The organism is Kushneria aurantia DSM 21353 (genome assembly GCF_000382245.1).
GTDB lineage: Bacteria > Pseudomonadota > Gammaproteobacteria > Pseudomonadales > Halomonadaceae > Kushneria > Kushneria aurantia.
The window spans coordinates 35,337-59,671 of the sequence record NZ_KB907883.1; the positions used below are offsets into that span (position 1 = coordinate 35,337).

At 64.6% G+C, this 24,335-nt stretch carries 24 protein-coding genes and 1 other RNA gene; 15 read left to right on the forward strand and 10 right to left on the reverse strand.

The window, feature by feature from the left end:
- The first annotated feature begins 46 nt into the window (after positions 1-46).
- The 4 genes from purU to H146_RS0113975 all read left to right on the forward strand — a co-directional run bounded on the left by purU (position 47) and on the right by H146_RS0113975 (position 4,970).
- A complete protein-coding gene (gene purU / locus H146_RS0113960; RefSeq protein ID WP_019952503.1) occupies positions 47-919 on the forward strand; it encodes a formyltetrahydrofolate deformylase in 873 nt (290 codons plus the stop codon).
- A gap of 140 nt (positions 920-1,059) precedes the next feature.
- Positions 1,060-2,439, forward strand: coding sequence for an L-serine ammonia-lyase (locus H146_RS0113965; RefSeq protein ID WP_019952504.1), 1,380 nt, complete (start codon positions 1,060-1,062; stop codon positions 2,437-2,439).
- Between the two features lie 272 nt (positions 2,440-2,711).
- Positions 2,712-3,695 (forward strand): phosphogluconate dehydrogenase (NAD(+)-dependent, decarboxylating), encoded by a 984-nt coding sequence (gene gnd / locus H146_RS0113970; protein WP_019952505.1) that lies wholly within the window; start codon positions 2,712-2,714, stop codon positions 3,693-3,695.
- A gap of 75 nt (positions 3,696-3,770) precedes the next feature.
- Positions 3,771-4,970: a BaiN/RdsA family NAD(P)/FAD-dependent oxidoreductase gene (locus H146_RS0113975; RefSeq protein WP_019952506.1), complete on the forward strand. Its 1,200-nt coding sequence runs from the start codon at positions 3,771-3,773 to the stop codon at positions 4,968-4,970.
- A 239-nt stretch (positions 4,971-5,209) separates the two neighbouring features.
- On the opposite strand, the gene H146_RS0113980 is transcribed toward H146_RS0113975, so the two are convergent.
- The 5 genes from H146_RS0113980 to H146_RS0114000 all read right to left on the reverse strand — a co-directional run bounded on the left by H146_RS0113980 (position 5,210) and on the right by H146_RS0114000 (position 8,031).
- Positions 5,210-5,491, reverse strand: a complete 282-nt coding sequence (locus H146_RS0113980) for a YqjK-like family protein (RefSeq protein WP_026351997.1) — start codon at positions 5,489-5,491, stop codon at positions 5,210-5,212.
- Positions 5,478-5,906 carry a phage holin family protein gene (locus H146_RS0113985; protein WP_019952508.1) on the reverse strand — a complete coding sequence of 143 codons (429 nt, stop codon included), beginning with the start codon at positions 5,904-5,906 and terminating at the stop codon, positions 5,478-5,480. Before H146_RS0113985 ends, H146_RS0113980 begins: the two co-directional genes overlap by 14 nt.
- Positions 5,906-6,241, reverse strand: coding sequence for an ElaB/YgaM/YqjD family protein (locus H146_RS0113990; protein ID WP_019952509.1), 336 nt, complete (start codon positions 6,239-6,241; stop codon positions 5,906-5,908). The genes H146_RS0113985 and H146_RS0113990 overlap by 1 nt, the downstream gene beginning before the upstream one ends.
- Positions 6,242-6,363: 122 nt before the next feature.
- Positions 6,364-7,281: a phospholipase A gene (locus tag H146_RS0113995; RefSeq protein ID WP_019952510.1), complete on the reverse strand. Its 918-nt coding sequence runs from the start codon at positions 7,279-7,281 to the stop codon at positions 6,364-6,366.
- 276 nt (positions 7,282-7,557) lie between these two features.
- Positions 7,558-8,031, reverse strand: a complete 474-nt coding sequence (locus H146_RS0114000) for a DoxX family protein (RefSeq protein ID WP_019952511.1) — start codon at positions 8,029-8,031, stop codon at positions 7,558-7,560.
- Positions 8,032-8,158: 127 nt separating this feature from the next.
- On the opposite strand from H146_RS0114000, the gene H146_RS0114005 reads away from it, so the two are divergent.
- Positions 8,159-9,064: a LysR family transcriptional regulator gene (locus tag H146_RS0114005; RefSeq protein WP_019952512.1), complete on the forward strand. Its 906-nt coding sequence runs from the start codon at positions 8,159-8,161 to the stop codon at positions 9,062-9,064.
- Here the strand turns inward: H146_RS0114005 and H146_RS0114010 are convergent.
- The 4 genes from H146_RS0114010 to H146_RS0114025 are packed head-to-tail and all read right to left on the reverse strand — an operon-like array spanning position 9,061 to position 13,032.
- Positions 9,061-9,822, reverse strand: a complete 762-nt coding sequence (locus tag H146_RS0114010) for a TlyA family RNA methyltransferase (protein WP_019952513.1) — start codon at positions 9,820-9,822, stop codon at positions 9,061-9,063. The genes H146_RS0114005 and H146_RS0114010 overlap by 4 nt on opposite strands.
- On the reverse strand, positions 9,819-10,943 hold the full coding sequence (locus H146_RS19450) for an ABC transporter substrate-binding protein (protein WP_019952514.1): 1,125 nt from the start codon (positions 10,941-10,943) through the stop codon (positions 9,819-9,821). Before H146_RS19450 ends, H146_RS0114010 begins: the two co-directional genes overlap by 4 nt.
- A complete protein-coding gene (locus H146_RS19455) occupies positions 10,940-12,364 on the reverse strand; it encodes a HAMP domain-containing histidine kinase (protein ID WP_019952515.1) in 1,425 nt (474 codons plus the stop codon). The genes H146_RS19450 and H146_RS19455 overlap by 4 nt, the downstream gene beginning before the upstream one ends.
- 2 nt (positions 12,365-12,366) lie before the next feature.
- A complete protein-coding gene (locus H146_RS0114025; RefSeq protein WP_019952516.1) occupies positions 12,367-13,032 on the reverse strand; it encodes a response regulator transcription factor in 666 nt (221 codons plus the stop codon).
- Between the two features lie 213 nt (positions 13,033-13,245).
- Here H146_RS0114025 and ffs point away from each other — a divergent pair.
- The 7 genes from ffs to H146_RS0114055 all read left to right on the forward strand — a co-directional run bounded on the left by ffs (position 13,246) and on the right by H146_RS0114055 (position 18,767).
- An RNA gene (ffs, locus tag H146_RS20815) (signal recognition particle sRNA small type) lies at positions 13,246-13,342 on the forward strand.
- Positions 13,343-13,559: 217 nt separating this feature from the next.
- Positions 13,560-15,698, forward strand: coding sequence for a DNA polymerase III subunit gamma/tau (gene dnaX, locus H146_RS0114030; RefSeq protein WP_019952517.1), 2,139 nt, complete (start codon positions 13,560-13,562; stop codon positions 15,696-15,698).
- Positions 15,699-15,750: 52 nt separating this feature from the next.
- Entirely contained in the window at positions 15,751-16,077 is a 327-nt protein-coding gene (locus H146_RS0114035; protein WP_019952518.1) for a YbaB/EbfC family nucleoid-associated protein, read from the forward strand.
- Between the two features lie 13 nt (positions 16,078-16,090).
- Positions 16,091-16,693 carry a recombination mediator RecR gene (recR, locus tag H146_RS0114040; RefSeq protein ID WP_019952519.1) on the forward strand — a complete coding sequence of 201 codons (603 nt, stop codon included), beginning with the start codon at positions 16,091-16,093 and terminating at the stop codon, positions 16,691-16,693.
- A 111-nt stretch (positions 16,694-16,804) separates the two neighbouring features.
- A complete protein-coding gene (rnd, locus tag H146_RS0114045) occupies positions 16,805-17,959 on the forward strand; it encodes a ribonuclease D (RefSeq protein ID WP_019952520.1) in 1,155 nt (384 codons plus the stop codon).
- Positions 17,960-17,982: 23 nt separating this feature from the next.
- Positions 17,983-18,291, forward strand: coding sequence for a YcgL domain-containing protein (locus H146_RS0114050; RefSeq protein WP_019952521.1), 309 nt, complete (start codon positions 17,983-17,985; stop codon positions 18,289-18,291).
- A 26-nt stretch (positions 18,292-18,317) separates the two neighbouring features.
- Positions 18,318-18,767 (forward strand): YcgN family cysteine cluster protein, encoded by a 450-nt coding sequence (locus H146_RS0114055; protein ID WP_019952522.1) that lies wholly within the window; start codon positions 18,318-18,320, stop codon positions 18,765-18,767.
- Positions 18,768-18,782: 15 nt separating this feature from the next.
- On the opposite strand, the gene H146_RS0114060 is transcribed toward H146_RS0114055, so the two are convergent.
- Complete coding sequence (locus H146_RS0114060) at positions 18,783-20,873, reverse strand: S9 family peptidase (RefSeq protein ID WP_033195753.1); 2,091 nt, start codon at positions 20,871-20,873, stop codon at positions 18,783-18,785.
- A gap of 51 nt (positions 20,874-20,924) precedes the next feature.
- Between H146_RS0114060 and H146_RS0114065 the strand changes: the two genes are divergently transcribed.
- The 3 genes from H146_RS0114065 to H146_RS19465 are packed head-to-tail and all read left to right on the forward strand — an operon-like array spanning position 20,925 to position 24,092.
- Positions 20,925-21,389: a hypothetical protein gene (locus H146_RS0114065; protein WP_019952524.1), complete on the forward strand. Its 465-nt coding sequence runs from the start codon at positions 20,925-20,927 to the stop codon at positions 21,387-21,389.
- A gap of 2 nt (positions 21,390-21,391) precedes the next feature.
- Entirely contained in the window at positions 21,392-23,170 is a 1,779-nt protein-coding gene (locus H146_RS20335; RefSeq protein ID WP_019952525.1) for a VWA domain-containing protein, read from the forward strand.
- 43 nt (positions 23,171-23,213) lie between these two features.
- A complete protein-coding gene (locus H146_RS19465) occupies positions 23,214-24,092 on the forward strand; it encodes an AMP-binding protein (RefSeq protein ID WP_019952526.1) in 879 nt (292 codons plus the stop codon).
- Positions 24,093-24,335: the final 243 nt, after the last annotated feature.

Genomic DNA, 24,335 nt, shown 5'->3' on the forward strand with positions numbered 1-24,335 from the left:
ACCGGGTGCCAGCGCTTTGGCGCCGGCACCCGTGGCTGGAGCCAACATGCCCACTGACAATAGCCACAGCGACAGCTGGATTCTCGCCGCCCAGTGTCCCAGCCGGCTGGGCACCGTGGATGTGGTGACGCGCTTTCTCAAGGAGCGTCACTGCTACATCACCGAGCTCAACTCCTTCGACGACGCGCTGTCGCAGCGTTTTTTCATTCGCGCCGTGTTTCGCCCCGAGCAGGGCTTCGACGAGCAGGCGTTTCAGCGTCACTTCGCCGAGCGCAGCGGCGAGTTCGACATGAGCTTCACGCTCAATGCCGCCAGTCGTCGCGTTCCCACCATCATCATGGTGTCGAAGGCCGACCACTGTCTGAACGATCTGCTCTATCGTTATCGTATCGGCCAGCTGCCGATCGATATCCGCGCGGTGATCTCCAATCATCCCGATCTCGAGGCGCTGACGGCCTGGCATCAGCTGCCGTATTACCATCTGCCGGTGACGGCGGAGACGCGCGCCGAGCAGGAGGCGCAGATCAGCGAGGTGATCGACGCCAGCGGCGCTGAACTGATCGTGCTGGCGCGCTATATGCAGGTGCTGACGCCGGCCTTCTGCGAGCGGGTCAGCGGTCGTGCGATCAATATCCACCATTCGCTGCTGCCCGGCTTTCGCGGGGCAAGACCCTATCACCAGGCCTGGGAGAAAGGCGTCAAGCTGGTGGGCGCCACGGCGCACTATATTAATGAAGACCTCGACGAGGGGCCGATCATCGCCCAGGGCGTAGAGGCGGTCGATCATACCCATTCGCCCGACGACATGGTGGCGCGCGGCCGCGATATCGAGTGTCTGACGCTGGCCCGGGCGGTGCGCTACCACGTGCAGCAACGCATCTTTCTGCACCAGGGCAAGACAGTGGTCTTTGCCGATTAGAGCAACGTCGATGACGCTTGTGCCGGGGCAGCACGGCGGACGACGAATGACAATGACGGGCAGCACAGTGGCGGTACGGCCCGGCGACAGGAGCCGCCGTTCTGCCCGATTATCGGATCGCAACAGAGAGGATGAACCGAATGGCCATCAGCATATTCGATCTTTTCAAGATCGGCATCGGCCCGTCGAGCTCCCATACCGTGGGCCCGATGCATGCCGCCTGGCTGTTTGTCGAAGCGCTGCGCGACAAGGGGCTGATCGACAGGGTCGAGCGGGTCGAGGTACAGCTTTTCGGTTCGCTGTCGGCCACCGGCATCGGCCACGGCACCGACAGCGCCGTCATCATGGGGCTGATGGGGCAGAAGCCGGCCACTATCGACCCCGCCATCGTGATACCCACCATCGAGACGCTGAAGGAGAGCGGCACGCTGCACCTCGATAGCCGCCGCGAGGTGACCTTCGACTGGTCGCGGGATATGCAACTGCATCCCGACAGCCTGCCGCGTCATCCCAACGCCATGCGCCTGATCGTTCACGCAGGGGAGCAGGTGCTCTATCAGAACACCTTCTACTCGGTGGGCGGTGGCTTCGTGATCGACGAGGCTCAGGCCGAGGCGGGGGAGCTGGATGTCGACAACACCCGGCTGCCCTACGACTTCAACAGCGCCGTCGAGCTGCTGGCGCTGTGCAAAGAGCACAACCTGCGTATTAGTGAGCTGGTGCTGGAAAACGAGAAGGCGTGGCGCAGTGAAGAGGAGATTCGCAGCGGCCTGTGGCGCATCTGGCAGGCGATGAGCGAATGCATCCAGAACGGTCTGAGTCATGAGGGTATTCTGCCCGGCGGGCTCAACGTCAAGCGCCGCGCGCGACGCAAGCATCAGCGCCTGCTGGCGATGGCCGAGCGCCCCGACCTGATCACCACCACGCTGTCGGCGATGAACTGGGTCAATATCTACGCGCTGGCGGTCAACGAGGAGAATGCCGCCGGTGGGCGCATGGTCACCGCGCCGACCAACGGCGCAGCAGGCATCATCCCGGCGGTGCTCTACTACTACATGAACTTCCAGGCCGGTGCCTGCGAACGCGACGCCGTCGAATTCCTGCTGGCGGCCGCCGCGGTGGGCATTCTGTGCAAGAAAAATGCCTCTATTTCCGGCGCCGAGGTAGGCTGCCAGGGCGAGGTCGGCTCGGCCTGCGCGATGGCTGCAGCGGGCCTGGCCGAAGTCATGGGCGGCACGCCCGAACAGGTCGAGAATGCCGCCGAGATCGGTCTTGAGCACAACCTCGGCCTGACCTGCGATCCGGTCGGCGGGCTGGTGCAGGTGCCCTGCATCGAGCGCAACGCCATCGCCTCGGTGAAGGCGATCAACGCCGCGCAGCTGGCACTCGAAGAGGACGGCGAGCATTTTATCTCGCTGGACAAGGTGATTCGCACCATGCGCGATACCGGTCGCGACATGCAGGACAAGTACAAGGAGACTTCGCGCGGCGGCCTGGCGGTTAACGCCATCGAGTGCTGAAGACGAGGAGAGCGGAAAGGAAATGGCGCACGAAAGAATCGCGCAAAAAGGGCCGGCGCGAGGGTAATCTTGCCGGCCCGAAAAGGCATTACCGGTAGGGCCGGCAACACTGATCCCTATTTTACATAAGTTATTATTTTTGTAACACCCTGTGATTACAAAGTCGTCCGGCATCTGCCTGTCGAGCATAGTCTTCACTCCTTTGTTAAACTTCACATTCAGTGGCATCGGAAGCCGGTCTGTATTCAGGACGTTCAAAAGGAGCCTTTACAGTGAAAATCGGAATCGTCGGTCTGGGTAAAATGGGTGGCAACATCGCACGCCGTCTGATGGATGCAGATCATGAGTGCGTTGTTTTCGACACCAACAGTGACACGGTGGCGGAGCTGCAAAAGGAGGGGGCCGAGGGTGCCGACTCGCTGCAGAAGCTGGTCGACAGCCTGTCGGCGCCGCGCACGATCTGGTTGATGCTGCCGGCCGGTGAGATTACCGACTCGACGATCACCACGCTCGGCGACATGCTGGAAGCCGATGATACCCTCATCGAGGGCGGCAACTCCTTTTTCAAGGAAGGGGTGCGCCACGCCCGCGAGCTGAGCGAGCGCGATATTCATTTCATCGACGTGGGCGTTTCCGGTGGCGTCTGGGGGCGCGAGCGCGGCTACTGCCTGATGATCGGTGGCGAAAAATCTGTCGTCGAGCGTCTCGATCCGATTTTCAGCACCCTGGCGCCGGGCAAGGGCGACATCGATGAAACCCCGGGTCGCCGCGAGGAGCATCTGGACGACCGCGCCGAGCAGGGCTATCTGCACTGCGGACCGGCGGGCTCCGGCCATTTCGTCAAGATGGTTCACAACGGCATCGAGTACGGCATGATGCAGTCCTATGCCGAGGGCTTCGATATTCTCAGAAATCGCAATAAGGAAGAACTTCCGGAGGATGAGCGTTTCGATCTCAACCTTGCGGATGTCGCCGAGGTGTGGCGTCGCGGCAGCGTGATCTCTTCCTGGCTGCTGGATTTGACCGCGATCGCGCTGGCAAAGGACGAAAAACTCGGCGATTACAACGGCAGGGTCGACGACTCCGGTGAGGGGCGATGGACCATCGAGGCGGCAATCGAGGAGGCGGTGTCGGCCAACGTGCTCAGCAGCGCACTTTTTGCCCGCTTCCGCTCGCGGCGCGACCACACCTACGGTGAGAAGCTGCTCTCTGCCATGCGTCAGCAGTTCGGCGGTCACGTCGAGGGTGGCGGTTGATACTCTCGCCCCTGACCGTCACGTGCCCCCGCCCTTGTCGGCGGGGGTATTGTTTTCAATTCGATATGAAGTGCCATGAACCACTGGGACGTTGTCGTCATCGGTGCCGGTGCCGCCGGCATGATGTGCGCCCTGCACGCCGGTTACCGCGGCCGTCGGGTGCTGTTGATCGAGCACACCAAACGCGCCGGCAGGAAAATACTGATGTCCGGCGGCGGGCGCTGCAACTTCACCAATATGGCGACCGGGCCGCAGCACTTCTATTCCGCCAACCCCCATTTTTGCAAGTCGGCGCTCAAACGCTACACGCCGGGTGATTTTGTCGAGATGGTCGAGCGTCACGGCATCGAGCCGGTAGAGAAGGCGCCGGGCCAGCTGTTCTGCGCCGACTCCAGCCAGCCGATCGTCGATATGCTGCTCACCGAGTGCAGCTGGGCGGGGGTCGAGCTGCGCCTGTCGACCCGCGTTGATGAAGTCGATGTGCATGAAGCGGGCGTGCGTCTGGCCACCTCCGGTGGCGAAGTTGTGGCCGACCGGCTGGTGGTAGCCACCGGCGGATTATCGATTCCCACCCTGGGGGCGACCGGTTTCGCCTTCGATCTCGCCCGCAGGCTGGGGCTTGCCGTGGTCACGCCGCGCCCGGCGCTGGTGCCGCTGACCCTGGGCGAGCCCTGGAAGGCGCGCATGGCAGCCCTTTCCGGTCTCGCCAGCGAGGTCGAGGTGCGCTGCCGTGATGGCCGCTACCGCGAGCCGCTGCTGCTGACTCACCGCGGGCTTTCCGGTCCGTCGATTCTCAAGGCCTCCAACCACTGGTGGCCCGGTGACGAGATCGCGATCGACTGGCTGCCGGCGGTCGAGGATATCGCCGCCTCGCTCAGGCAGGCACGAGCCGAAACACCGTCACGCACGCCGGCGGGATGGCTGGGGGAGCGGCTGCCCAAAAGGCTGTCGCAGGCGATGACAGAGTGGTTGGTCCCTGAAGCATCGTTCGATTGGCAGATGAGGCTATCGAATTGCAGCAATCGTCAAATCGAGGCGCTGGCTGCCGGGCTGAGCCATTTCAGGCTGAAACCGGCGGGTAGCGAAGGGTGGCGTACGGCCGAGGTCACCATGGGCGGCATTGACACCGCAGCGCTGTCTTCAAAGGACTTTTCGGTCAAAAGCCACCCGCGTTTGCACTTTGTCGGCGAGGCACTGGATGTCACCGGGCAGCTGGGCGGGCACAACTTGCAGTGGGCGTGGGCTTCGGGTGTGGCCTGCGCCGCTGCGCTTTAGAGCGCATTTCAAAACACAAACACTGCCATGTACCAATAGCCGAGGGGAGGTTGAAACAAGGGTCTATCGCCATGGCCGGAAAAAACTCCCTGAGTTTCCGGCATTGCCGCCATCCATGGCGGTCAGATAGCGATAGTAGCGCCCACGGAGGGGTTTATAGCGCCCTCGTGGCAACCTGCCCTCGGCGGTAAGAAGCCGGTTCTGAAACACCCTCCTGGGCAGCGATACAGGCAGTGCGGTCAGCGACGCATCAGCGTACGCGCGCGCCTGGCGAGCGTGTAAATGACAATACCGCGTTTGAGCCAGCGTCCGATACGGCGTGGGCGTCGCGACACGGCGGTGATCGCCATGCCGGAGCCCAGCAGCAACGGCCCACGGTAATAGGAGAGCTTCTGCCAGCCGCGATCGACCGGCGCCATGGCGCTATACCACTCACGGGTAGCCTCCAGCATCTCGAGGCGCTGCTGTATGACACGCTGTTCCAGTCGCTGGCGTCGCGCCGCCATTTCAGCGCTCTTCACGTGGCTCTCCCACCTTGTCGTGATCGATGCGGTACTCGTCCAGCAGCTGCTTGTCTTCACTAAAGCGCGCCAGAGTGGAGCGCAGCAGGCTGGGCTCGCGGGAGATGGCGCGTACCCGCAGCAGTACCAGCAGGCCGAGCAGCAGCAGTATTCCCGAAGCAATGCCGATAGCCAGCAACCGATGCTCCTGCCAGAAGGCGACAATCACCAACAGCATCAGCATGCCGATACCAAAGGCGACCAGCATGATCCCGATACCGGTCAGAATCAGCAGGGAAAAAAGCCGAGCGCGCTCTTCCTGCAGCTCGATAACTGCCAGACGCAAGCGCGTCTCGCCGGAATTGACCAGCGAGTGCAACAGCTTGCGCGCGGCCTGAATGACCTTTTCGGCCGGTCCGGTGGAAGACGACGACATCAGCCGCGACCGAGAATAAGGCCGACAATGACACCCGCCGCAGCGCTATAGCCGACGCTTTTCCAGGGGTTGCCGCGAATGTAGCTTTCGGTGCACTCGATCGAATCCTGGGTCTGGGTGCGCACGCGATCGCTCTGCTCGGAGAGACGCTGGCGAGTCTCCATCAGACGCGCTTCGGCGCGCTGGCGCAGATTGGCCACGTTTTCACGAGAGTCATCGGCAGTGGCCTGCATCAGCTCTTCGATGGTATGCGTGAGCTGGCGCAGGTCATCACGCAGCTGCTCCTTGCTGGCTTCACCGCTGCGTTTCGGGGCGTTGACGGGGTCCATTGCCATGATGCTCTCCTTGCGGAAAATGAGGGTTTAAAAAGGCCGATGCTTTTCAAGCATAGCAGTCCCGCTGCCGGCTTCAACGCGCGCTATACCCTGTGGCGAAAAAACTTTTATGCCTCTGCCTGTCAGATGGTATCGGGAATGCCCAGAAAAGCGGTGTTGAGGGAGAAACCAAAACCGATACGCCGGTTGTAGTGATTGTAGTCGATCAGGCTCTCGCCATACCCCTCGTAGTACTGTACAAAGCCTCTCACCTTGCCGTAGAGCGGGAAGGAGTAGTCGATCTGGTTGCCGTAATGCCCCTGGGCCGGGTTGCCGCGTGTCAGCCAGGTGATCTCGTGTTCGTTGTCGAACTGATAGCCCAGTGTGATATCGGCGTAGCCCATGTAATTCTCTATATCGGGATTATCGTCATCCTCGCTGGATTCGGGTACACGCCAGTAGGGCGCAACGGACAGCGTCCAGTCGTTCTGCTGCCAGATACTGTCCAGGTAAAAACGGTTCCAGCTGCGCGACATGGGATCGGAGCGGCCGTTGGACTGGTGCACGAAACCGATACGGTTGGCGGTGTTGGTCCAGCCCAGCAGTGACGTGGTGTTGTCGAAGGTGATGAACACCTCGGGCTCATAGTTGGTTTCGCGAAAGGGCGAAGAGGCGTCGGAGTTGTAGGCCTGCCACCAGGAGCGCTGGGTATAGCCGAAGTAAAGATCACCGTTGTTGCCGAAAAGGTTGTCGATCAGCCCCACCTTGATGCTGAACTGGAACTTTACTTCGCTTTTATCCATGCCGCTTTCGCTGTCGATATTGCGAAAGGCCGCTCTATTGGGGCGCATGTTCCACGTCCAGGGCATCAGGTAATTGCGCTTGTAGACGGTGATCGCCATCGGGTTGAGCATCGCCTCGCGCTCCAGCGCCTGACGCTGCTGCTGTTGCTGCTGAACGGCCTCTTCCGGCGAGGCTTCTTCGGCAAGCACCTGTGAGCCGGGCAGTGCCGCAGCGGTAGCCAGAAGCAGTGACGGAAAGTAACGAAATGCTGAGTGCATGGGCATCAATCCATGGGTGACAGTCTTGTGGATGAGCTTATCATGGCACCGTTCGCTTTAAACTGATGTTCTCGCTCCGGGTTGACCCGGAGGGCCGGTTGAGCTGGAGGTTGTCGAGGGTGAAAGGTGTTCGATCGCGCCGATCGCGACCGGCAGAGACAGTCAGCGAGCTGTCCGATCAGCAGCAACAGCCTGGCGATGTCAACCGCGCTTTGATCAGCGCCTGGACTCTACCCGTCGGCTGCTGCGGCGGCGCCGGAGCGCTGAAAACTCGCCTCAGGACAGGCGCTGCGCCAGCAGGCGGTCCAGCGACAGCCTCCCCGCGCCGCTGAAGATCAGCGAGACGCTGACGGCGAGCAGAGAGAGGGCGTACTCATAGCCGTTGTTGCTGATAAAAAGGCCGTTGGGCAGATGCACACTGAAGATGGCGACCAGCATGGTGAATGCCAGCAGGGCGGCGGCGGGGCGTACCAGCAGGCCCAGCAGCAGCGCCAGACCGCCGAAGAATTCGGCGCTGCCGGCGGCGAGCGCCAGCGGATAGCCGGGCTCGATACCTACCGAGGCCATCCACTGCGCGGTGCCGGCAAGACCATGGCCGCCGAACAGGCCGAACAGTTTCTGGCTGCCGTGTGCCATGAAAATCAAACCCACCGGCAGGCGCAGCGCCAGCGCCGCCAGACCGGCTCTGGAGGCGATAAGTCGGTGAATCAGTGTGCTGCCTGGGCTGTGTTCGGCTGTCGTGGCGGTCATTTAATCTCTCCGTGAAGGGTGGCTGAAACGATGGGAGAAGCTTATGTGACTGCCGCTGTGCGATGGGTGCAATATTCGGGGCATAATGATCGAATAATTCGATGATTAACGGCGTCAGTGGAGTGTCATGGCACAGGATATCCCCGCCATCAGTCTCGAGCAGTGGGTGGTGCTGCAGGCCCTGGTCGAGGAGGGTAGTTTCGCCGGCGCTGCCGAGCGCCTCGATCGCAGTCAGTCGTCGGTCAGCTATGCGCTCAGGGGGCTGCAGCAGCAGCTCCCGGTCCCTGTGCTGACGACGCAGGGGCGGCGTACGGTGATCACGCCGGCCGGCGAGGCGCTGCTGCGCCGCGCCAGCACTATCATCGAAGAGGCGCTGAGTCTCGAGCAGCAGGCGCGCAATCTGGCCGACGGTTGGGAGCCCGAAGTGCGGCTGGTGGTGGAGGAGATCTTTCCGCCCGCGCTGCTGAGTCACGTCCTTGCCAACTTCGCCCCGGCCAGCCGCGACTGTCGGGTGCAGCTGGTTGAAACCATGCTCTCCGGCACCCTGGAGGCGCTGTTCGACGCCCGCGCGGAGCTGGCGATCACCCACCAGACGCCCCCGGGTCTGCCGGCACAGCCGCTGCTGACGGTGGCGTTCGTGGCGGTCGCCAGCCCCGCTCATCCGCTGCATCGGCTCGGCCGTGAGGTCAGCAGTGACGATCTGCGCGGCTATCGCCAGTTCGTGGTCCGTGACTCGGGACTGCGGCGCCAGCGCGACGCCGGCCGCTTCGCCAGCGAACAGCGCTGGACGGTATCCCACCTGCACACCTCGATCCGACTGGTGTGCGACGGCCTGGGCTTTGCCTGGCTGCCAATTGATCACATCGGTGATGAGCTGGCGGCCGATCGGCTGCGCCGGCTGCCGCTGATCGACGGTGAGCATCGCAGCGCGGAGCTGTTTCTGGTACACAGCGACCGGCGCAGCGCGGGGCCGGCGACCACGGCGCTGGCCGACGCTCTGGTGGGCGCCTGTCGCCGCTATGCGAACGGTTAAAGCCGCCGTGCGTGGAGCAGGAACTCGCGGTTGCCGTCACCGCCGCTGATCGGGCTCGCCATCCACAGCAGTATTTCGAAGCCGCACTCGGCGCAGGCCGCTCGCAGGCGCGTTTCGACTTCGGCGTAGTGGCGCGTGTCGCGCACCAGGCCGCCGGCGGCGATCTTTGCGGGCGACAGTTCGAACTGCGGTTTGACCAGGCTCAGCAATCGCGCGCCGGGGCGCAGCAGGCGCGAAAGTTCGGGCAGTATCAGCGTCTGGGAGATAAAGGAGACGTCCATCACTACCGCCTCGATGCCTTCCGGGGCCAGCGCTACGAGCTCCTCGTCGGGGAGGCGGCGGGCGTTGACGCCCTCCAGCACGGTAACGCGCTCATCGGCTGCCAGGTCGACGTCGAGCTGGCCGTGGCCGACCTCGATGCCGATCACCCGTCGCGCGCCGTGGCGCAGCGCACAGTCGCTGAAACCGCCGGTCGACTGGCCTACATCCAGCACTGTCAGACCGTCGAGCCTGCCGCTGGCGGCGATCAGCGCCTCCAGCTTGAGGCCGGCGCGGGAGACGTAGCGCTCTTCGGGGTCGTCGAGAACCACAAGGTGGCTGTCGCCCGGCATCCTTTCGGCGGGGCGAGTCAGGGTGCGCGCGCCGTCAGGGGTTATCAGCTGCACCCGAGCGTTGCGGATCAGTCGCTGCGCGCGCGAGCGTGAGCGCACCAGCTGCTGTTCGACCAGCAGTTGATCAAGGCGTTTCAGGCCACTCATCGGTTCCTGCTCTCGACAGCATTGCCGTTGATGGCAGGAATACGAGGAGACTCGGTCGTCTCGCCCTGCGTCAATGATCGCCACTGCGCCACCAGCGAGGCTCGCTGGAGCGGATCGGTCAGTGTCAGCAGCGCCGGCCCCGGACGAATCGGTACCAGTGCGTCGTCGTCCGCCGCATCGCCCTCGGCATGTGGTGAGCTCAGGGTGGTCTCACGGGCCATTACCTGCTGACCGTCGGGGGAGGTGATAAAGGACAAAAAGCGCTGTGCCGCCTGCGGGTGGCGGGCACTATGGGGAATCATGGCCAGCCGCTGCAGGGCGAGGGCGTAGTCCCGAGGCATCTGTATGACCAGCTCGGGATGCAGCGCCGCTGCGCGGCGGGCGTAGGAGCCGATCAGATTGTAGCCGATCAGATAGCGTCCATCAGCCAGCCCTGAAAGCATCGATGTGGTGGTTTCGCGCCATTCGGCATTGGCCGCTCCCATGGCTTCGAACAGCGACCACGCTTCGGGGGAGCGCGCCACATCGCTGGCCATCGCCATGAAACCGGTAGCGCTGCTGGCGGGGTCATAGCTGACTACCCTGCCGTCGAGCGCCTCCCGGTGTTGGGTCAGCAGCGTCAGCAGTTCGCCGTGATCACGCGGCGGCGTGGCAATGTCGCGCAGCGCACGGTTATAGACCATCACCAGCGGCTCGCGGGTCAGGCCCACAAGTTCATTGCGCCAGCGGGCGTTGCGTGGCCAGTTCGGGTTGAGGGTGTCGGCGTCGAAGGGGCGCGCATAGCCTTCGTTGGCAAGGCGGTATTGATTGCCCATCGAGGAAGACATCAGTAGATCGATGTAGCCTTCGCGAATACTCGGCGGCCACTGCTGATGGGCCTGGTAGGAGCGTGAAACGTCCTGATAGGTAATATCGATCGTCGGATATCGGTCGTGAAAGGCGCGCAGTAGCGGATCGATCTCCGCTGGTTCGATGACGCCGGCGATCACCAGCGCCGCAGCGTCGCCCCGGGTGTTGCCGTCGCCGTGATAGTGCAGCCGGGTATCTGCTCGGGACGGCGTGGCGGTAATGATCAGGGCGGCCAGTAAAAGCGCCGCCGGCCTGTGGTATCCGGCTGTCAAAGGTGGTGCTCCTCGCTGCCTGCGTCGCTTGAGGTGTCCGGTTCGCCGTGCTCGCCCAGCTCCAGATAGATCGTGAAGTCGCCGTCGGCAGCCGTCATGGCCACTCGCCCGCCGTGGGCACGCGCTATGCTGTCGACGATCGCCAGCCCCAGGCCGCTGCCGCCGCTGCCCTCCTCGCGGCGGCGAAAGGGACGCAGCATATCGCTGTGCAGCTCGACCGGCACGCCCGGGCCGTCGTCGGCGACCCACAGCGCCGGCGGTGATTGTCTTACCCCGACAGTTACCCTTGAAGCTGCATGGCGCAGAGCGTTGTCGATCAGGTTGCCCAGTGCTTCCTCAAGCTGCCAGTCGCAGGCCGGCAGTTGTCGCGCCGGGCAGGGCTCCGCCAGGCCCAGATCGATGCCGCGCCGGTCGGCGGCATCCAGAAAGCGTAGCAACGCCTCGCGGGCGATCTCCTCCAGCGCCAGCGGACGCCGCTCCAGCGGCGCTTCCGGGGAGTTCAAACGGGTCAGTGACAGTAGCTGCTCGGCCAGCCTTGCAGCGCGTCTTGTGCCGCCCTGCAGTTGTATCAGCGCCTCGCGCCAGCGGACGCTGTCGTCGCTGCGCAGCGCCAGCTCGGCGCTGGCCGAGATGCCGGCGAGCGGGGTGCGTAGTTGGTGGGAGGCGTCGCCGATAAAGCGCTGCTGATGCATCTGCGCACGCCGCTGGCGCGCCAGCAGCAGGTTAAGGGCGTCGATCAGTTCGCCCAGTTCGCGCGGCGCTTTCATCTGTAGCGGCCTGAGGTCGTCGGCACGGCGACTGCGCAGATGACGGCGCAGCCGCTGCAGTGGTCGCAGCGCCATGCCCACAGCGAGCAGCAGGGCACCGGCAGCCAGCAGTAGCACCCCCACCAGCCGCAGCGCGCTGTCGCGAAACAGTCCCCATGCCATATCGTGGCGCGCTTCCGGCGTATGGGCCACCAGCACCGTGAAGGGCGCCCGGTTGCGCCAGCCGGTCAGCCGGCTGTGACGCGCCCCCACGCGCAGCTCGATGCCGTGCCAGTAGGCGGTGACAGTGGCAAAGTCGGTGCTCATTTGCGAAGGCGGCAACAGGGTCGTGAGATCGGCATTGCCCGTGATCATTGCGCCATTGGCATCAGCGAGGGTGTAGAACACCCGCTCGTCGCCGCGTGGCGCCAGCATCTCGAGGGCGGTGGTGGAAATATCGAACCACAGGCGATCATCCTGCCAGCTGACGCTTTCGGCCATAACGCCCGCTGCCGAGGCCAACAGACGGTCATAGGCGCGGTCGGCGCTGCGCTGAGCGCTCTGCCAGGCCTGTAAAAGCAGCATTGCGAGAGTGATCACCAGCGGCAGCAGCAGCCAGATCAGCAGGCGGCGATAGAGGCTGGCGCCGTGATGGGAAGACGACGCGCGCGACATCTTCAGCGCTGCTCCAGCCGGTAGCCCATGCCGCGTATGGTGCGAATCTGCACATCACTCTCCTCGAGGCGACGGCGCAGGCGGTGAATCTGCACTTCGAGGGCGTTGTCGCGCATCTCCTCGTCGCTGCCGAAGGCCTCCTCGATCAGTCGCATACGCGAGATGACCCGATTGCCGTGGCGCAGCAGGCAGGAGAGCAGGCGCTGTTCGCGGGGCGGTAGCGACAGCGGGGCGTCGCCGAGCTGCAGGCGCTGGGTGGGCAGGTGCAGGCTGAGCCCACCCATCGTGACATACTCCGCCACCGTGCTGCGCTGGCGCCGCAGCAGGGCACGCACACGCGCTTCGAACTCGGACAGCGAGAAGGGCTTGGTGAGGTAGTCATCGGCGCCGCCGTCGAGTCCGGCGACGCGATCCTCTACCGAGGCGCGGGCGGTCAGAATCAGTACCGGCGTTTTGCTGTCGTGTCGGCGCAGCGCCGCCAGCGCCTCCAGTCCGCTGCGTCCTGGCAGATTGAGATCGAGGATCACCAGCGCGCATGAGGTGGTTTGGGCCAGACGTTGGCAGGCGAGATGACCGTCGCCGATCACCTCGGTCTCGTCGTACTGACGCAGCAGTTTCTCCAGCGTGCGCGCCAGTAGTTCGTCATCCTCGATCAGCAGTAGTGACATGATGGTTGGAGATTCTCGCTCGCGATGGGGGCGGTGTTGCAACAAGAGTTGGCAGAAGGCATCTGCGCCACCACATTCTAACCGAAGTCGGCGGTATTGGTTGAGGGGGTGCCGGTCAGGCTTGACCCTTTGAAATCATGCTGCCAGTATACGCGCTCGGTTGATTGAAGCCCGCCCGTCGGCGGTTTCGCATCAACCTGTTATGGTGACCCTCGATGGTCCTCTCGCAACGCTATATCGCAAACCCCGCCAGGCCCGGAAGGGAGCAACGGTAGTGATGGCTGCGTGTGCCGGGATGTGGCTGTCGGGGGTTACCACCCTCTATCCTGGTGTTATCTCTCGCATCCTTTTCTTTCTTTCCGGCCTTTCCCCTTTTTGCTGTCGTCATCCCCCCGGGCTGTGATGCCGGCCGCTTCACGGTAATTGGCGCACCACCGGCAAGTCGATAGAATAAGGCCTTTGCGCAGCACGCCGGACGTTGCTGCGATCCGCTATTACGGCAGAGTTTTTCAGGGCTATCGCGCTGCATGAGCTATCAGGTACTGGCCCGCCAATGGCGGCCGCGCACGTTTCACGAGCTGGTGGGGCAGGAGCACGTCAGCCGCGCGCTGGTCAATGCGCTGGATCAGGGCAGGCTGCACCATGCCTATCTGTTTACCGGCACGCGCGGCGTCGGCAAGACCACCCTGGCGCGCATTCTGGCGCGCTGCCTCAACTGTGAAAGCGGCGTGACCTCGCGCCCCTGCGGCGTGTGTGAAACCTGCCGCGCGATCGACGAGGGGCGCTTTGTCGATCTGATCGAGGTCGATGCCGCGTCGCGCACAAAGGTCGAGGACACCCGCGAGCTGCTCGACAACGTGCAGTACGCGCCCACCCAGGGGCGCTACAAGGTGTACCTCATCGACGAAGTGCACATGCTGTCGACGCACAGCTTCAATGCCCTTTTGAAAACGCTGGAAGAGCCGCCGCCTCACGTACGCTTCCTGCTTGCCACTACCGACCCGCAGAAACTGCCGGCGACGGTGCTGTCGCGCTGTCTGCAGTTCGCGCTCAAGCGCATGACGCCGGAGCGTATTGTGGGGCACCTGCGCCATATCCTGGGTCATGAACGGACGCCCTTCGACGAGGCCGCGCTGTGGTTGCTGGGGCGCGCCGCCGACGGTTCGATGCGCGACGGCCTGTCGCTCACCGATCAGGCGATCGCCTTCGGTCACGGCGAGGTGCGCGAGGCCGATGTGATCGCCATGCTGGGCACCCTCGATCAGCGCCGCATTCTGGGCCTGGCCGAGGCGCTGGCGCGCGGTGACGCTGCCGCGGTACTCGCCGAGGTGGCGACGCTGGCCGAGCAGGGGCCCGATTTTGCCGGCGTGCTGGATGCGCTGGCAGGCGTGTTTCATCGCCTTGCCGTCGCCCAGATGGTGCCGGATGCGCTGGATAACGGCGAGGGCGACAGGGAGGCGCTGCTCGAACTGGCCGGGCGCTTCAGCGCCGAGGATGTGCAGCTCTACTATCAGATCGCCATTGCTGGGCGCGGTGATATGGACAGTGCACCGGAGGCGCGTACTGCGCTGGAGATGACGCTTCTGCGCATGCTCGCCTTTCGTCCTCAGGGCGCCCCGGCACCGGCTCCCGCCGAACTGCCGATTCGCGCAAGCGCACCACCGGCTGCGTCGTCGGAAGAGGCTTCGGCTACCGGGGGCGGCACTGGCGATTCTGCCGCCGTGTCGAGCCCGGACGCCACGGCCGATGGTTCGCCGGCGGCTGCGCCATCGTCGCAGTCGGTAGCCCCTGCGAGGTTCGAGGAGCCCATGGAGGCGCCCGTCGAGGAGTCTTCGGCGGTGCCCCCGGACGCACAGCAAGCGCCCTCGCCGGCACCGCCCTGGGACGACGACAGCGACGCTTCCTCGCTTCCCGCCAGCGAAGAGAGTGCGGCGCTTGCCGAAGCACTCGTCAACGAGGGGGCCGAACCGCCGGTGGCCGATACCACCGAACCCGGACTGGTGCCGGAGCCGCCGGCGGACGAGGATACCGCCGAGGCGTTCGGCATGCCCGAACCGCCGCAGGCCGACGAGGGCATGGATGAAAAGGCCGCCGACAGTGCCTTTGAGGCGTACTTCAGCCATGCCCCCGCCGCAGCCGTCGACACCGCAGCGCTCTCCGAGTCGCCGCCCGCTGGGCCACCACCGCTCGGCAGCGAGTCGCCCCCGGAGGTGGCCCCGGCGGATGCCGAGGCGGAGCCGGACGACCGCGGGCCGCTCGACAATACCCGCTGGCTGCGCCTCTTTCCGCGACTGGCGCTCTCCGGCATGACGGCCAATCTGGTCGCCAACTGCGTGGTCGACAGCGACGACGGCCGCGCGCTGACGCTGCGCCTCGATCCGTCGCAGAGCGCCATGAACGCCGATGTCCATCGCGAGCGACTCGCCGCGGCGCTGGAGGGCGCCGGTGAGTCGCGCCGCGTGATGATCGAGGTAAACGAGATCGACCCGCAGTTGGAGACCCCGGCGCGGCACCGCGAGCGTCTCGAGCAGCAGCGTCGTCAGCGCGCCGTTGAAGCGCTCGAGCATGATCCGCATATACAATCACTACAGCAGACCTTCGGCGCCCGGCTGCTGGAGCGTACGGTGACCTCTTTCGAGCAGGACAGTGGCACCGACCGGGGCTGATTCAACCAGGCGGGCGATAACCGCGGCCCGCAACAGCGAGAGGATTTCTGCAATGTTCAAGGGTGGCATGGGCAACATGATGAAGCAGGCCCAGGAGATGCAGGAGAAGATGCAGCAGGTGCAGGAGGAGATCGCCAAAACCGAAGTGCATGGCGAATCCGGCGCCGGCATGGTCAAGGTGACCATGAATGGCCGCCACGACGTTACCGCCATCAATCTCGATCAGGCCGTCATGGCGGAGGACAAGGAGTTTCTCGAGGATCTGCTGGCCGCTGCGGTCAACGATGCGGTGCGCAAGGTCGATGCCAACTCTCGCTCGCGCATGGAAGAGGTGACCGAGGGGATGAATCTGCCGCCCGGCTTCAAGATGCCGTTCTGAGCCTGCCGATATCATGGCGACCTTTTCTCCTCTGATCGATCGGCTGCTGGAAACTCTGCGCGTGCTGCCCGGTGTTGGTCCGCGCAGCGCGCAGCGCATGGCGTTTCATCTGCTGGAGCGTGACCGCGAGGGCGGCCAGCGGCTGGCGCAGGTGCTTTCCGAGGCGCTGGAGAAGGTGGGCTACTGCGAACGCTGCCGTAACCTGACCGAAAGCCGGCTGTGCAGCATCTGCGAACAGAGCCGCCGCGACGATCACAGCCTCTGTGTGGTGGAGTCGCCGGCCGATCTGCTGGCGATTGAGGAAGCCGGCGGTTTCAATGGCCGCTACTTCGTGCTTCACGGTCATCTGTCACCGATCGACGGCATTGGCCCCGAGGCGCTGGGGCTCGATCTGCTCGAGCGTATCGTCAGCGAGCGGCAGGTCTCCGAGCTGATTCTGGCCACCAATCCGACCGTCGAGGGCGAGGCCAGTGCGCACTACATTGCCGAGCAGCTGCGGTCGCTGGGCGTCAGGTGCTCGCGGTTGGCCTACGGTGTGCCGATGGGCGGCGAACTGGAGTACGTCGACGGCGGCACCCTGTCACGCGCTTTCATGGGCCGCCAGCCTTTCGAGTGAAGCAGGGTGGGCCGACGCCATCCTGTGGCGCGCGTCGTTTTTTTGAATATTCGCCTTTTGAATACGGTCGTACTGGCTGCGCGCCGGCCTGCGGCCCTCAATGGAATCTCTATGTCGAGCAATGCTCTGTCAGGCGGCAGCGAGTCTGATAGCGTCCGCTGGTATTTCGTTGACAGCGAAGCGGCGCTGGACAGCGCCTGCGAGGCGCTGTCCGGCTGCGATGTGATCGGTGTCGACACCGAGTTCATGCGCGAGACGACCTTCTACCCGCAGCCGGCGCTGATCCAGCTGGGCAGCAGCGAAGAGGCCTGGCTGATCGATCCCGTGGCGCTTTCTCCCACCCCCGCGCTACGGCGTTTGCTGGGTGAAGAAGGACCGCTCAAGATCTTTCATGCCTGCGGCGAGGATCTGGAAATCTTTCAGCGCTGGATGGGCGATGTGCCCTCACCGATGGTCGATACGCAGCTGGCGCACGCCCTGCTCTGCGACGAGATTTCGATCAGTTATCAGCGCCTTGTGGCGCACTGGATGCAGGTGCATCTGCCCAAGGACGAAACCCGCTCCAACTGGCTGCTGCGCCCGCTCAGCGCCGAGCAGTGCCGCTACGCGGCGCTCGATGTCTGCTGGCTGCCGGCGCTGTGGCGACGTCAGTCGGCGCAGCTGGGCGCCGACCGGCGCCTCGGCTGGCTGCATGAAGAGTGCGCGGCGCTGTTGGATAGCGCCCGCGGCGAGCGCGACCCGGATCTGTGGTATCTGCGCCACCGTAACGCCTGGCGTCTGACGCCGCGCCAGTTGGCTGCCTTTCAGCGCCTGTGCGGCTGGCGTGAACAGGCGGTGCGCCATCGCGACTTGCCGCGCGGCTGGCTGGCCAGCGATGCGCTGCTGATGGAGATCGCCGCGGCCATGCCGACCAACCGTCATGAGCTGGCCGCCATTGACGGCGTCAAGCCGGGCTTTATCAAGCGCGACGGTGACGCCGTGCTGGCGCTGGTGGCGCAGGCCGCACAGTTTGATGACCAGGAGCTGCCCCATGCGCTGCCATCGCCGCTGGACGCCACCTACAAGCGGCGCATGAAAGCGCTCAAGCAGCAGGTACGCGAGCGCGCCGAGGCGCTGTCGCTGCCGCCCGAGCTGCTGGCGACACGTCGCGATCTGGAAAAATGGATCGCGGCCGATCTGCACGCCGCGCCCTGGCCGTTTTTCGGCGGCTGGCGCGGTGAGATACTCAACGCCATCCTGGTCGATACCCTCGAAAGCTTCGAGTGAGCCCGGCACCGTTGGAGACCGTCATGTACCCGATGCTCTGTCAGATCTTCAGCAGTCCGCGCTTTGAGGAGATGTTTCTCTACGTCGACCGCGCCCGCGGCCTCGAGGACGTTCCCCAAGCGCTGCTCGAACACTTCGGCACGCCGCGACCGGTGATGATTATTCCTCTCGATGAACGACGGCGGCTGGCGCGGGTGGAGATACAGGCGGTGATCGAGGCGCTGCGCGACAAGGGCTACTACCTGCAGATGCCGCCCGGTGGCGACGTCCTGAGCCGCGATCGGGCCTTTTCTGTCGAAGGCGACGAGGCAGGGGTGCCCGGTGGAGAGTGACGACCGACCGTTGCGCGGAGGGCGCGATGCGTGAACGTTTTTGGGAGCGGTTTGCCCTCGAGGAGCTCGACGAGCACGAGTGGGAGGCACTCTGCGATGGCTGCGGTCAGTGCTGTCTGGTGCGGCTGGAAGACGAGGAGAGCGGCGATATCGCGACACTGTCGCTCGCCTGTCGGCTGCTGGACAGCGACGCGGTGCGCTGCCGCGATTACCCGAACCGGCTCAGCCGCGCCGAGGGCTGCCTGCAGCTCACCCCGGAACGGGTGCGGCGTTTTTACTGGTTGCCGCAGACCTGCGGCTATCGCCGGGTGGCGCGCGGCGAGACGCTGCCCGCCTGGCATCCGCTGATCAGCGGCGACCCGATGAGCGTTCATCGTGCCGGCATCAGTGTGCGCGGCATGACGATCAGCGAGGACGCCGTCGACGAGCAGGACTATGAGGATTACATCATCGCCGTGCTGCCGATCGAGGGGTAGGGCGGTGCCTCCGGTTTATGGCGCATCGCCGCCCTGGTGCGCCCTCTCTCTTTCCGCCATTCCCAGCGCCCAAAGGATGAAGGCGTCCTGCTGCGCGACGTCGCGCCAGGCGTGAAAACGTCCGGAGGCGCCGCCGTGGCCCGCGGTCATGTCGGTGTGCAGCAGTACCGGTCCGCGGGCACGGTTCATCTCCAGCAGGCGGGCGTAGAGCTTGGCCGGCTCCCAATAGGGCACGCGGGTGTCGTGCCAGCTGCCCTGCAGATAAACCGCCGGCCAGGAGACCGGGGCGAGATTGTCGAGCGGCGAGTAGCCCTGAATGCGCTGCTGCGCCTCGGGCTCGCGAGGATCGCCCCACTCGCTGTACTCGGCGGTGGTGAGCGGCAGCTCGGGGTTTTCCATGGTGCGTAGTACGTCGACGAAGGGGACATCGAGCACCACCGCGCAGAAGGCGTCGGGATCCAGGTTGACGCTGGCGGCAACCAGCAGGCCACCGGCGCTGGCGCCGTAGGCGGCGATGTGGCGCTCGTTGGCGAAGCCCTGCTCGACCAGCAGGTTGCGGGCTGCCAGGAAGTCGCGAAAGCTGTTCTCCTTGTGCGCCAGCTTGCCGGCCAGATACCAGGGCTCGCCGCGGTCGCCGCCGCCACGCACGTGCGCCACGGCAAAGGCGGCGCCGCGTGCCAGCAGCTCGAGGCGTGAGATCGAAAACCAGGGGTCGAGAGTCTGGCCGTAGGCACCGTAGCCGTAGAGCAGGGTGGGCAGTGTGCCGCTATCGATCAGATCGGCACGGGCGACAATCGACACCGGCACCCGCTCACCGTCGCAAGCGGTTGCCCAGAGGCGCCGGCAGGCGAGCTTTTCGGGGGCCAGGTCACCATGAACCGGCTGCTGGCGCAGTACCTGGCGCGCGCCGCTGTCCAGATCGATCTCCACCCAGCGCGGCGGAGTGGTAAAGGACTCCTCGTGCAGGCGCAGCCGGCGCTCATGGAAATGGGGGTTGTCGGCCAGCGCCAGGCTGCAGGGCATCTCGAAGATCGGTAGCCACTCGTCGCGCTGAAGGCTGTGAGCGGCGTCCGGCTCCAACAGGCGCAGATGCACCTGAGCGGTGGTGTGGTCGCGCTCGGTCAGCACCAGCCCCCAGGCGAAGGTGTCGATCTCCTCGATAGTGGTGTCGTCGCGGTGCTCGATCAGCACCTGCCAGTGGTCGAACGCATTCTCCGCGGCGATATCGACACGAAAATGCGGCCCGGCGCGGTTGTGCAGCACGTAGAAGGTGCCGGGACGGTGATCGATAGCGTACTCTACGCCGCTCTGTCGCGGCCTGAAACAGCGCGGCTCGGTGGCTGGCGCCGCGGCCGGAATCAGGTGGCTTTCGCTGGTGTCCCTGGACGCACTGGAGATCACCAGCCACTGTCGCGAGCGGGTCTTGCCCAGACCCACCCAGAATTCGGCGTCGCGCTCCTCGTAAAGCTGCACCGCGCTGGTTTCATCACGGTGGCGACGCCACACGGTGGCGGGACGCTGGGTGTCGTCGTAGCGGGTAAACAGCAGGGTGGCGTTGTCCTCGGCCCAGCACAGCTCCGGACCGATACCGCTTTCCAGCCGCCGCGCCTCGCCGTCGGGCAGGTGACGCAGCCACAGGTCGAAAAATTCGTCGCCGCGGGTGTCGAGCGTCCAGGCCATCCACTGCTCGTCCTCGGAAAAGACGATATCGCCCAGCTCGAGAAAGTCTTCATCACGGGCCAGCGCCTGCAGGTCGATCAGGCACTGATGGCCACACCGCTCGCTGTCGTGATGGTCCAGACCGGCGCCGAGAGGGTGTCGCCAGAGCACCGGATAGTCGGCGTCTGCGGCAGTTTCACTCCAGTAGGCGTAGTGATCGAGCGGCGTGGCAAGACCGGTTACCGCCAGCTCGCGCCGTGCCAGATGGCCCTGATAGAGTGCCTCGGAAAGCGATGACAGGGGCTTGAACCAGTGCTGGCAGTCAAGGTTGGCGGCGTTGAGAAAATCCTTGACCTGCACACTGTCACGCTCTTCGAGCCAGTGCCAGAGAGGATCGTCGGGGCGTCGGTAGCGCGCGACCGAGGGCGCTGATGGATGTGCTTTCATGCCACGCAGTGTAACATTGATCACCATCACTCACCCGGAGGTTTGTCGTCCGTGCTGATTTCCGATTCGATGCCGCTTTTGTGGCTCATCTGGTTTGTACTATCACTGATCGTGCTGGTTTTCGGCTACTTTGCCATTTCGTTCATACCGCGCCTGCCGCGCTGGCTGATCACTGCCATGGTGGCGGGGTGTTTGTGGATGCCGGCCCACTTTACCGTGCCGGGGCCGGAGTCGGAGCTGGGCTATTCCGGCTGGGCCCCGGCGCTGGTGGTGGCGGCTGTGGGCGTTTTGCAGCGCAACAGTGCCCAACTGTTCTATGCCGGTTCGCTGATGCTGGCCGGCGCAGCGCTGTGTATGCTGCTGGTCGCGCTGTGGTGCTATCGCCGCGGTGGCGACAACGATAATGATAACGACAAAGGCGCTTCTCGCGGTCGCCGCGATGCCGACCGGGAAGCCGGTACGTCGGCACGTCGGCGCAGCGGCGGCGGGCGTCAGGAGCCTTCGCTGGGGAGGTAGACATGATCGCGCGCTGGTTGACACTCTGGCTGACGCTATGGGTACTGTCGCTGAACGCGGTGCCTGCGTGGTCCGCCGACGACAGTGCGCCTGAAGCCGCCGACGTGCGGCTTGTGATCGATGTTTCCGGCAGCATGAAGGACAATGACAGCGCCAATCTGCGCGCCAGCGGCGTGCGCCTGCTGGTCGATCTGCTGCCGGACGGCACCCGCGCCGGTTTCTGGACCTTTGGCCAGCAGGTTACCAATCCGCTGGCGGATGCCGAGGTCAACGACCGCTGGCGCCAGCGCGCGCTGAATGTGCTGCCGCAGCTGACCCGCTATGAACAGTACACCGATCTCGAGTCGGCGCTCGAGCGGGTTACCGCTACGCTCGACCGCCACGTCACGACGCATCTGATCGTGCTGACCGACGGCATGGTCGACGTTCCCGCCGTGACCGACAGTGACGCCCGTAACAGGGAATCACGCCAGCGTATCCTCGATGAACTGGCACCCGAACTCGCCGACAGGAATGTGGTGGTGCATACCATTGCGCTGTCGGAGAATGCCGATATCGATCTGATGCGCGCCCTGTCGCAGCAGACCGGCGGTCTCGCCTCGGTGGCGCCCGACGCCAGCGAGCTTTTGCGCTCCTTCCTCGATGTGCTCAACCAGGTCGTACCGCGCCAGCAACTGCCGTTGGACAACGGCCGTTTCGAGGTCGATGAGCGGGTGCGTGAATTCACCGCGCTGGTTTTTCACGCTGCCGACGAGGGGCCGGTGACGCTTATCGCACCCAACGGTGAGCGCCTGAGTCGGGAGTCGCCGGGCGCAGCGCAGCGCTGGCGCCACGACGAGCGCTACGACCTGATTACAGTACCGCAGCCGGCAAGCGGTGAGTGGCGCGTCGAGGGGCCGGTTGGCGAAGGGTCGCGGGTGCTGATCGAGTCCGACCTTCAACTGCGCAGCGAAGCGCTGCCCGCCACGCTTTATCAGTATTTTCCGCTATCGCTGACGGTCTGGCTCGAAGGCCTGCGCGATGAAAGCGTCTCGGCGCTTATCGCCGAGCTTCGTGACGACCGCGGGATCATCACCACCGCCCGATTGACGGCTGCGGGACAGGGGCGCTATCGCGCCGAACTGACCGGTATCAGTCGCCTGGGCAATGCCGAACTGAGGCTGCTGGCGCGCGGTAATGGCTTTCGGCGTCTGCTGAGTCACGGCGTCAACGTGGTGCCGGCGCTGGACGCGCAGCTTGCTGCCGATCAGTCGCATATTATATTGAGTGCCGCGCGCGAAGGGCTGAACAGCGACAATACCCAGCCTCGGGCGGCGCTGCTGGGCGACCCGCTGACGGTAGGGCCGGTCGGCGAGCAGCGCTGGCGGGTCGTATTGCCGAGCCGGCTGCCGGAGCAGGCGGTTGCGGTCAGTCTTGCCGCTACCATCGACCTTGACGGCACCAGTCGCGATATCGAGCTGCCGCCGGTGTGGCTCAACAGCGATGCCGCCACTTCGTTGGCCGGGCTTGGCGACACGACGGCGCCGGTCGACAGCCAGCCCATGGCCGCCGAAGCGCCCGACGAGGCTGTCGATGAGCATCTGTCGCTCGACACTCTGTGGCCCTGGGTGAAGACGCAGTGGCCGCAGTGGCGCGAACAGGCCGAGCGCTGGGCGCTTAGCCCGGTGGCCTGGGGGGTGCTGGGCGCTCTGTTGCTGCTGTGGATGGTGTTGACGTTAATGAGTGGCCGTCGCCGCCGCCGTCGTGCGGCGCGGCGCAGAAGAAAAGAGCCGCGGGTATAGGCGGCAGGGATGAAGGAGAGGAGTGCATGAGCGAGACCGCTTCATGAGCAAGGAAGAAGTCGTGCCGGCCGTGCTGGAAGGGCCGCCACTGGTAGTACGTGACGATTACCGCTCGATCCTCGATGTCTTCGATGTCGCCTGTCGACAATACGCCAAAAGACCCGCCTTCAGCTGCATGGGGGCAACGCTTCGCTTTGACGAGCTGTGGCAGCTGGCAGACCGCTTCGCGCGCTGGGTCGTTGAGCACAGCGGCATGGCACCCGGCGAGCGGCTGGCGGTGGTATTGCCCAATCTGCTGCAGTATCCGGTGGTGGTATTCGGTGCGCTGCGGGCCGGCCTGGTGGTGGTCAACACCAACCCGCTGTATACCGCCGACGAGATGCGCCACCAGTTCGAGGATGCCGGCGTCAGCGGCGTGGTTATTTTCGCCCACATGCTGGACACCCTCGAAAAGGTGCGCGAATACGTTGCCATCGAGCACGTGATCGTCACCGAGGTGGGCGATCTACATCCGCTGCCGGCGCGCCTCAAGTACAACCTGGGGGCGCGCTGGGTGACCCGTCAGGCGCCGCGCCGCCACCCCGCGGGAGCGCTCGCGCTGCGCGACGCGCTGCACAAGGGGCGCGGTACGACGCCCGTCGAGCGCGGCGGTAGCGGTGACGACGTGGCTATCCTGCAGTATACCGGCGGCACGACCGGCACGCCCAAAGGCGCTATGCTGAGTCACGCCAACCTGGTCGCCAACATGCTGCAGACGGGTGAGGTGCTGGGCAGTGCGGTAAAGCGCGGCGAGGAGACCATCATCGCGCCGCTGCCGGTCTATCACATCTACACCTTTACGGTGAACTGCATGTTCGGGCTGGAGAGCGGCTGTCACAGCGTTTTCATTGGTGCGCCAGGCATGGCGCGCAGCGCCGACTAGGCGCTATCCGGTCCGCCGTGGTGGTTGGCTGGATGACTTGGGGGTGAAAGTCCCCTACGGACCCTGGTAGCGGGAACCGTTAGCCGAACAGCAAGGGTGTCCGTCGCGAGGCGGAATCTGAAGGAAGCTGCAGGCAAACTCCTGGCCCGACGAACAGGAACCGCATATGAGGCAGCCACATCCGGGCGAGAGGGCCAAGAAACTCGAAGCCCAATAGCTATCCGGAAGATGTGGAAGTAGATG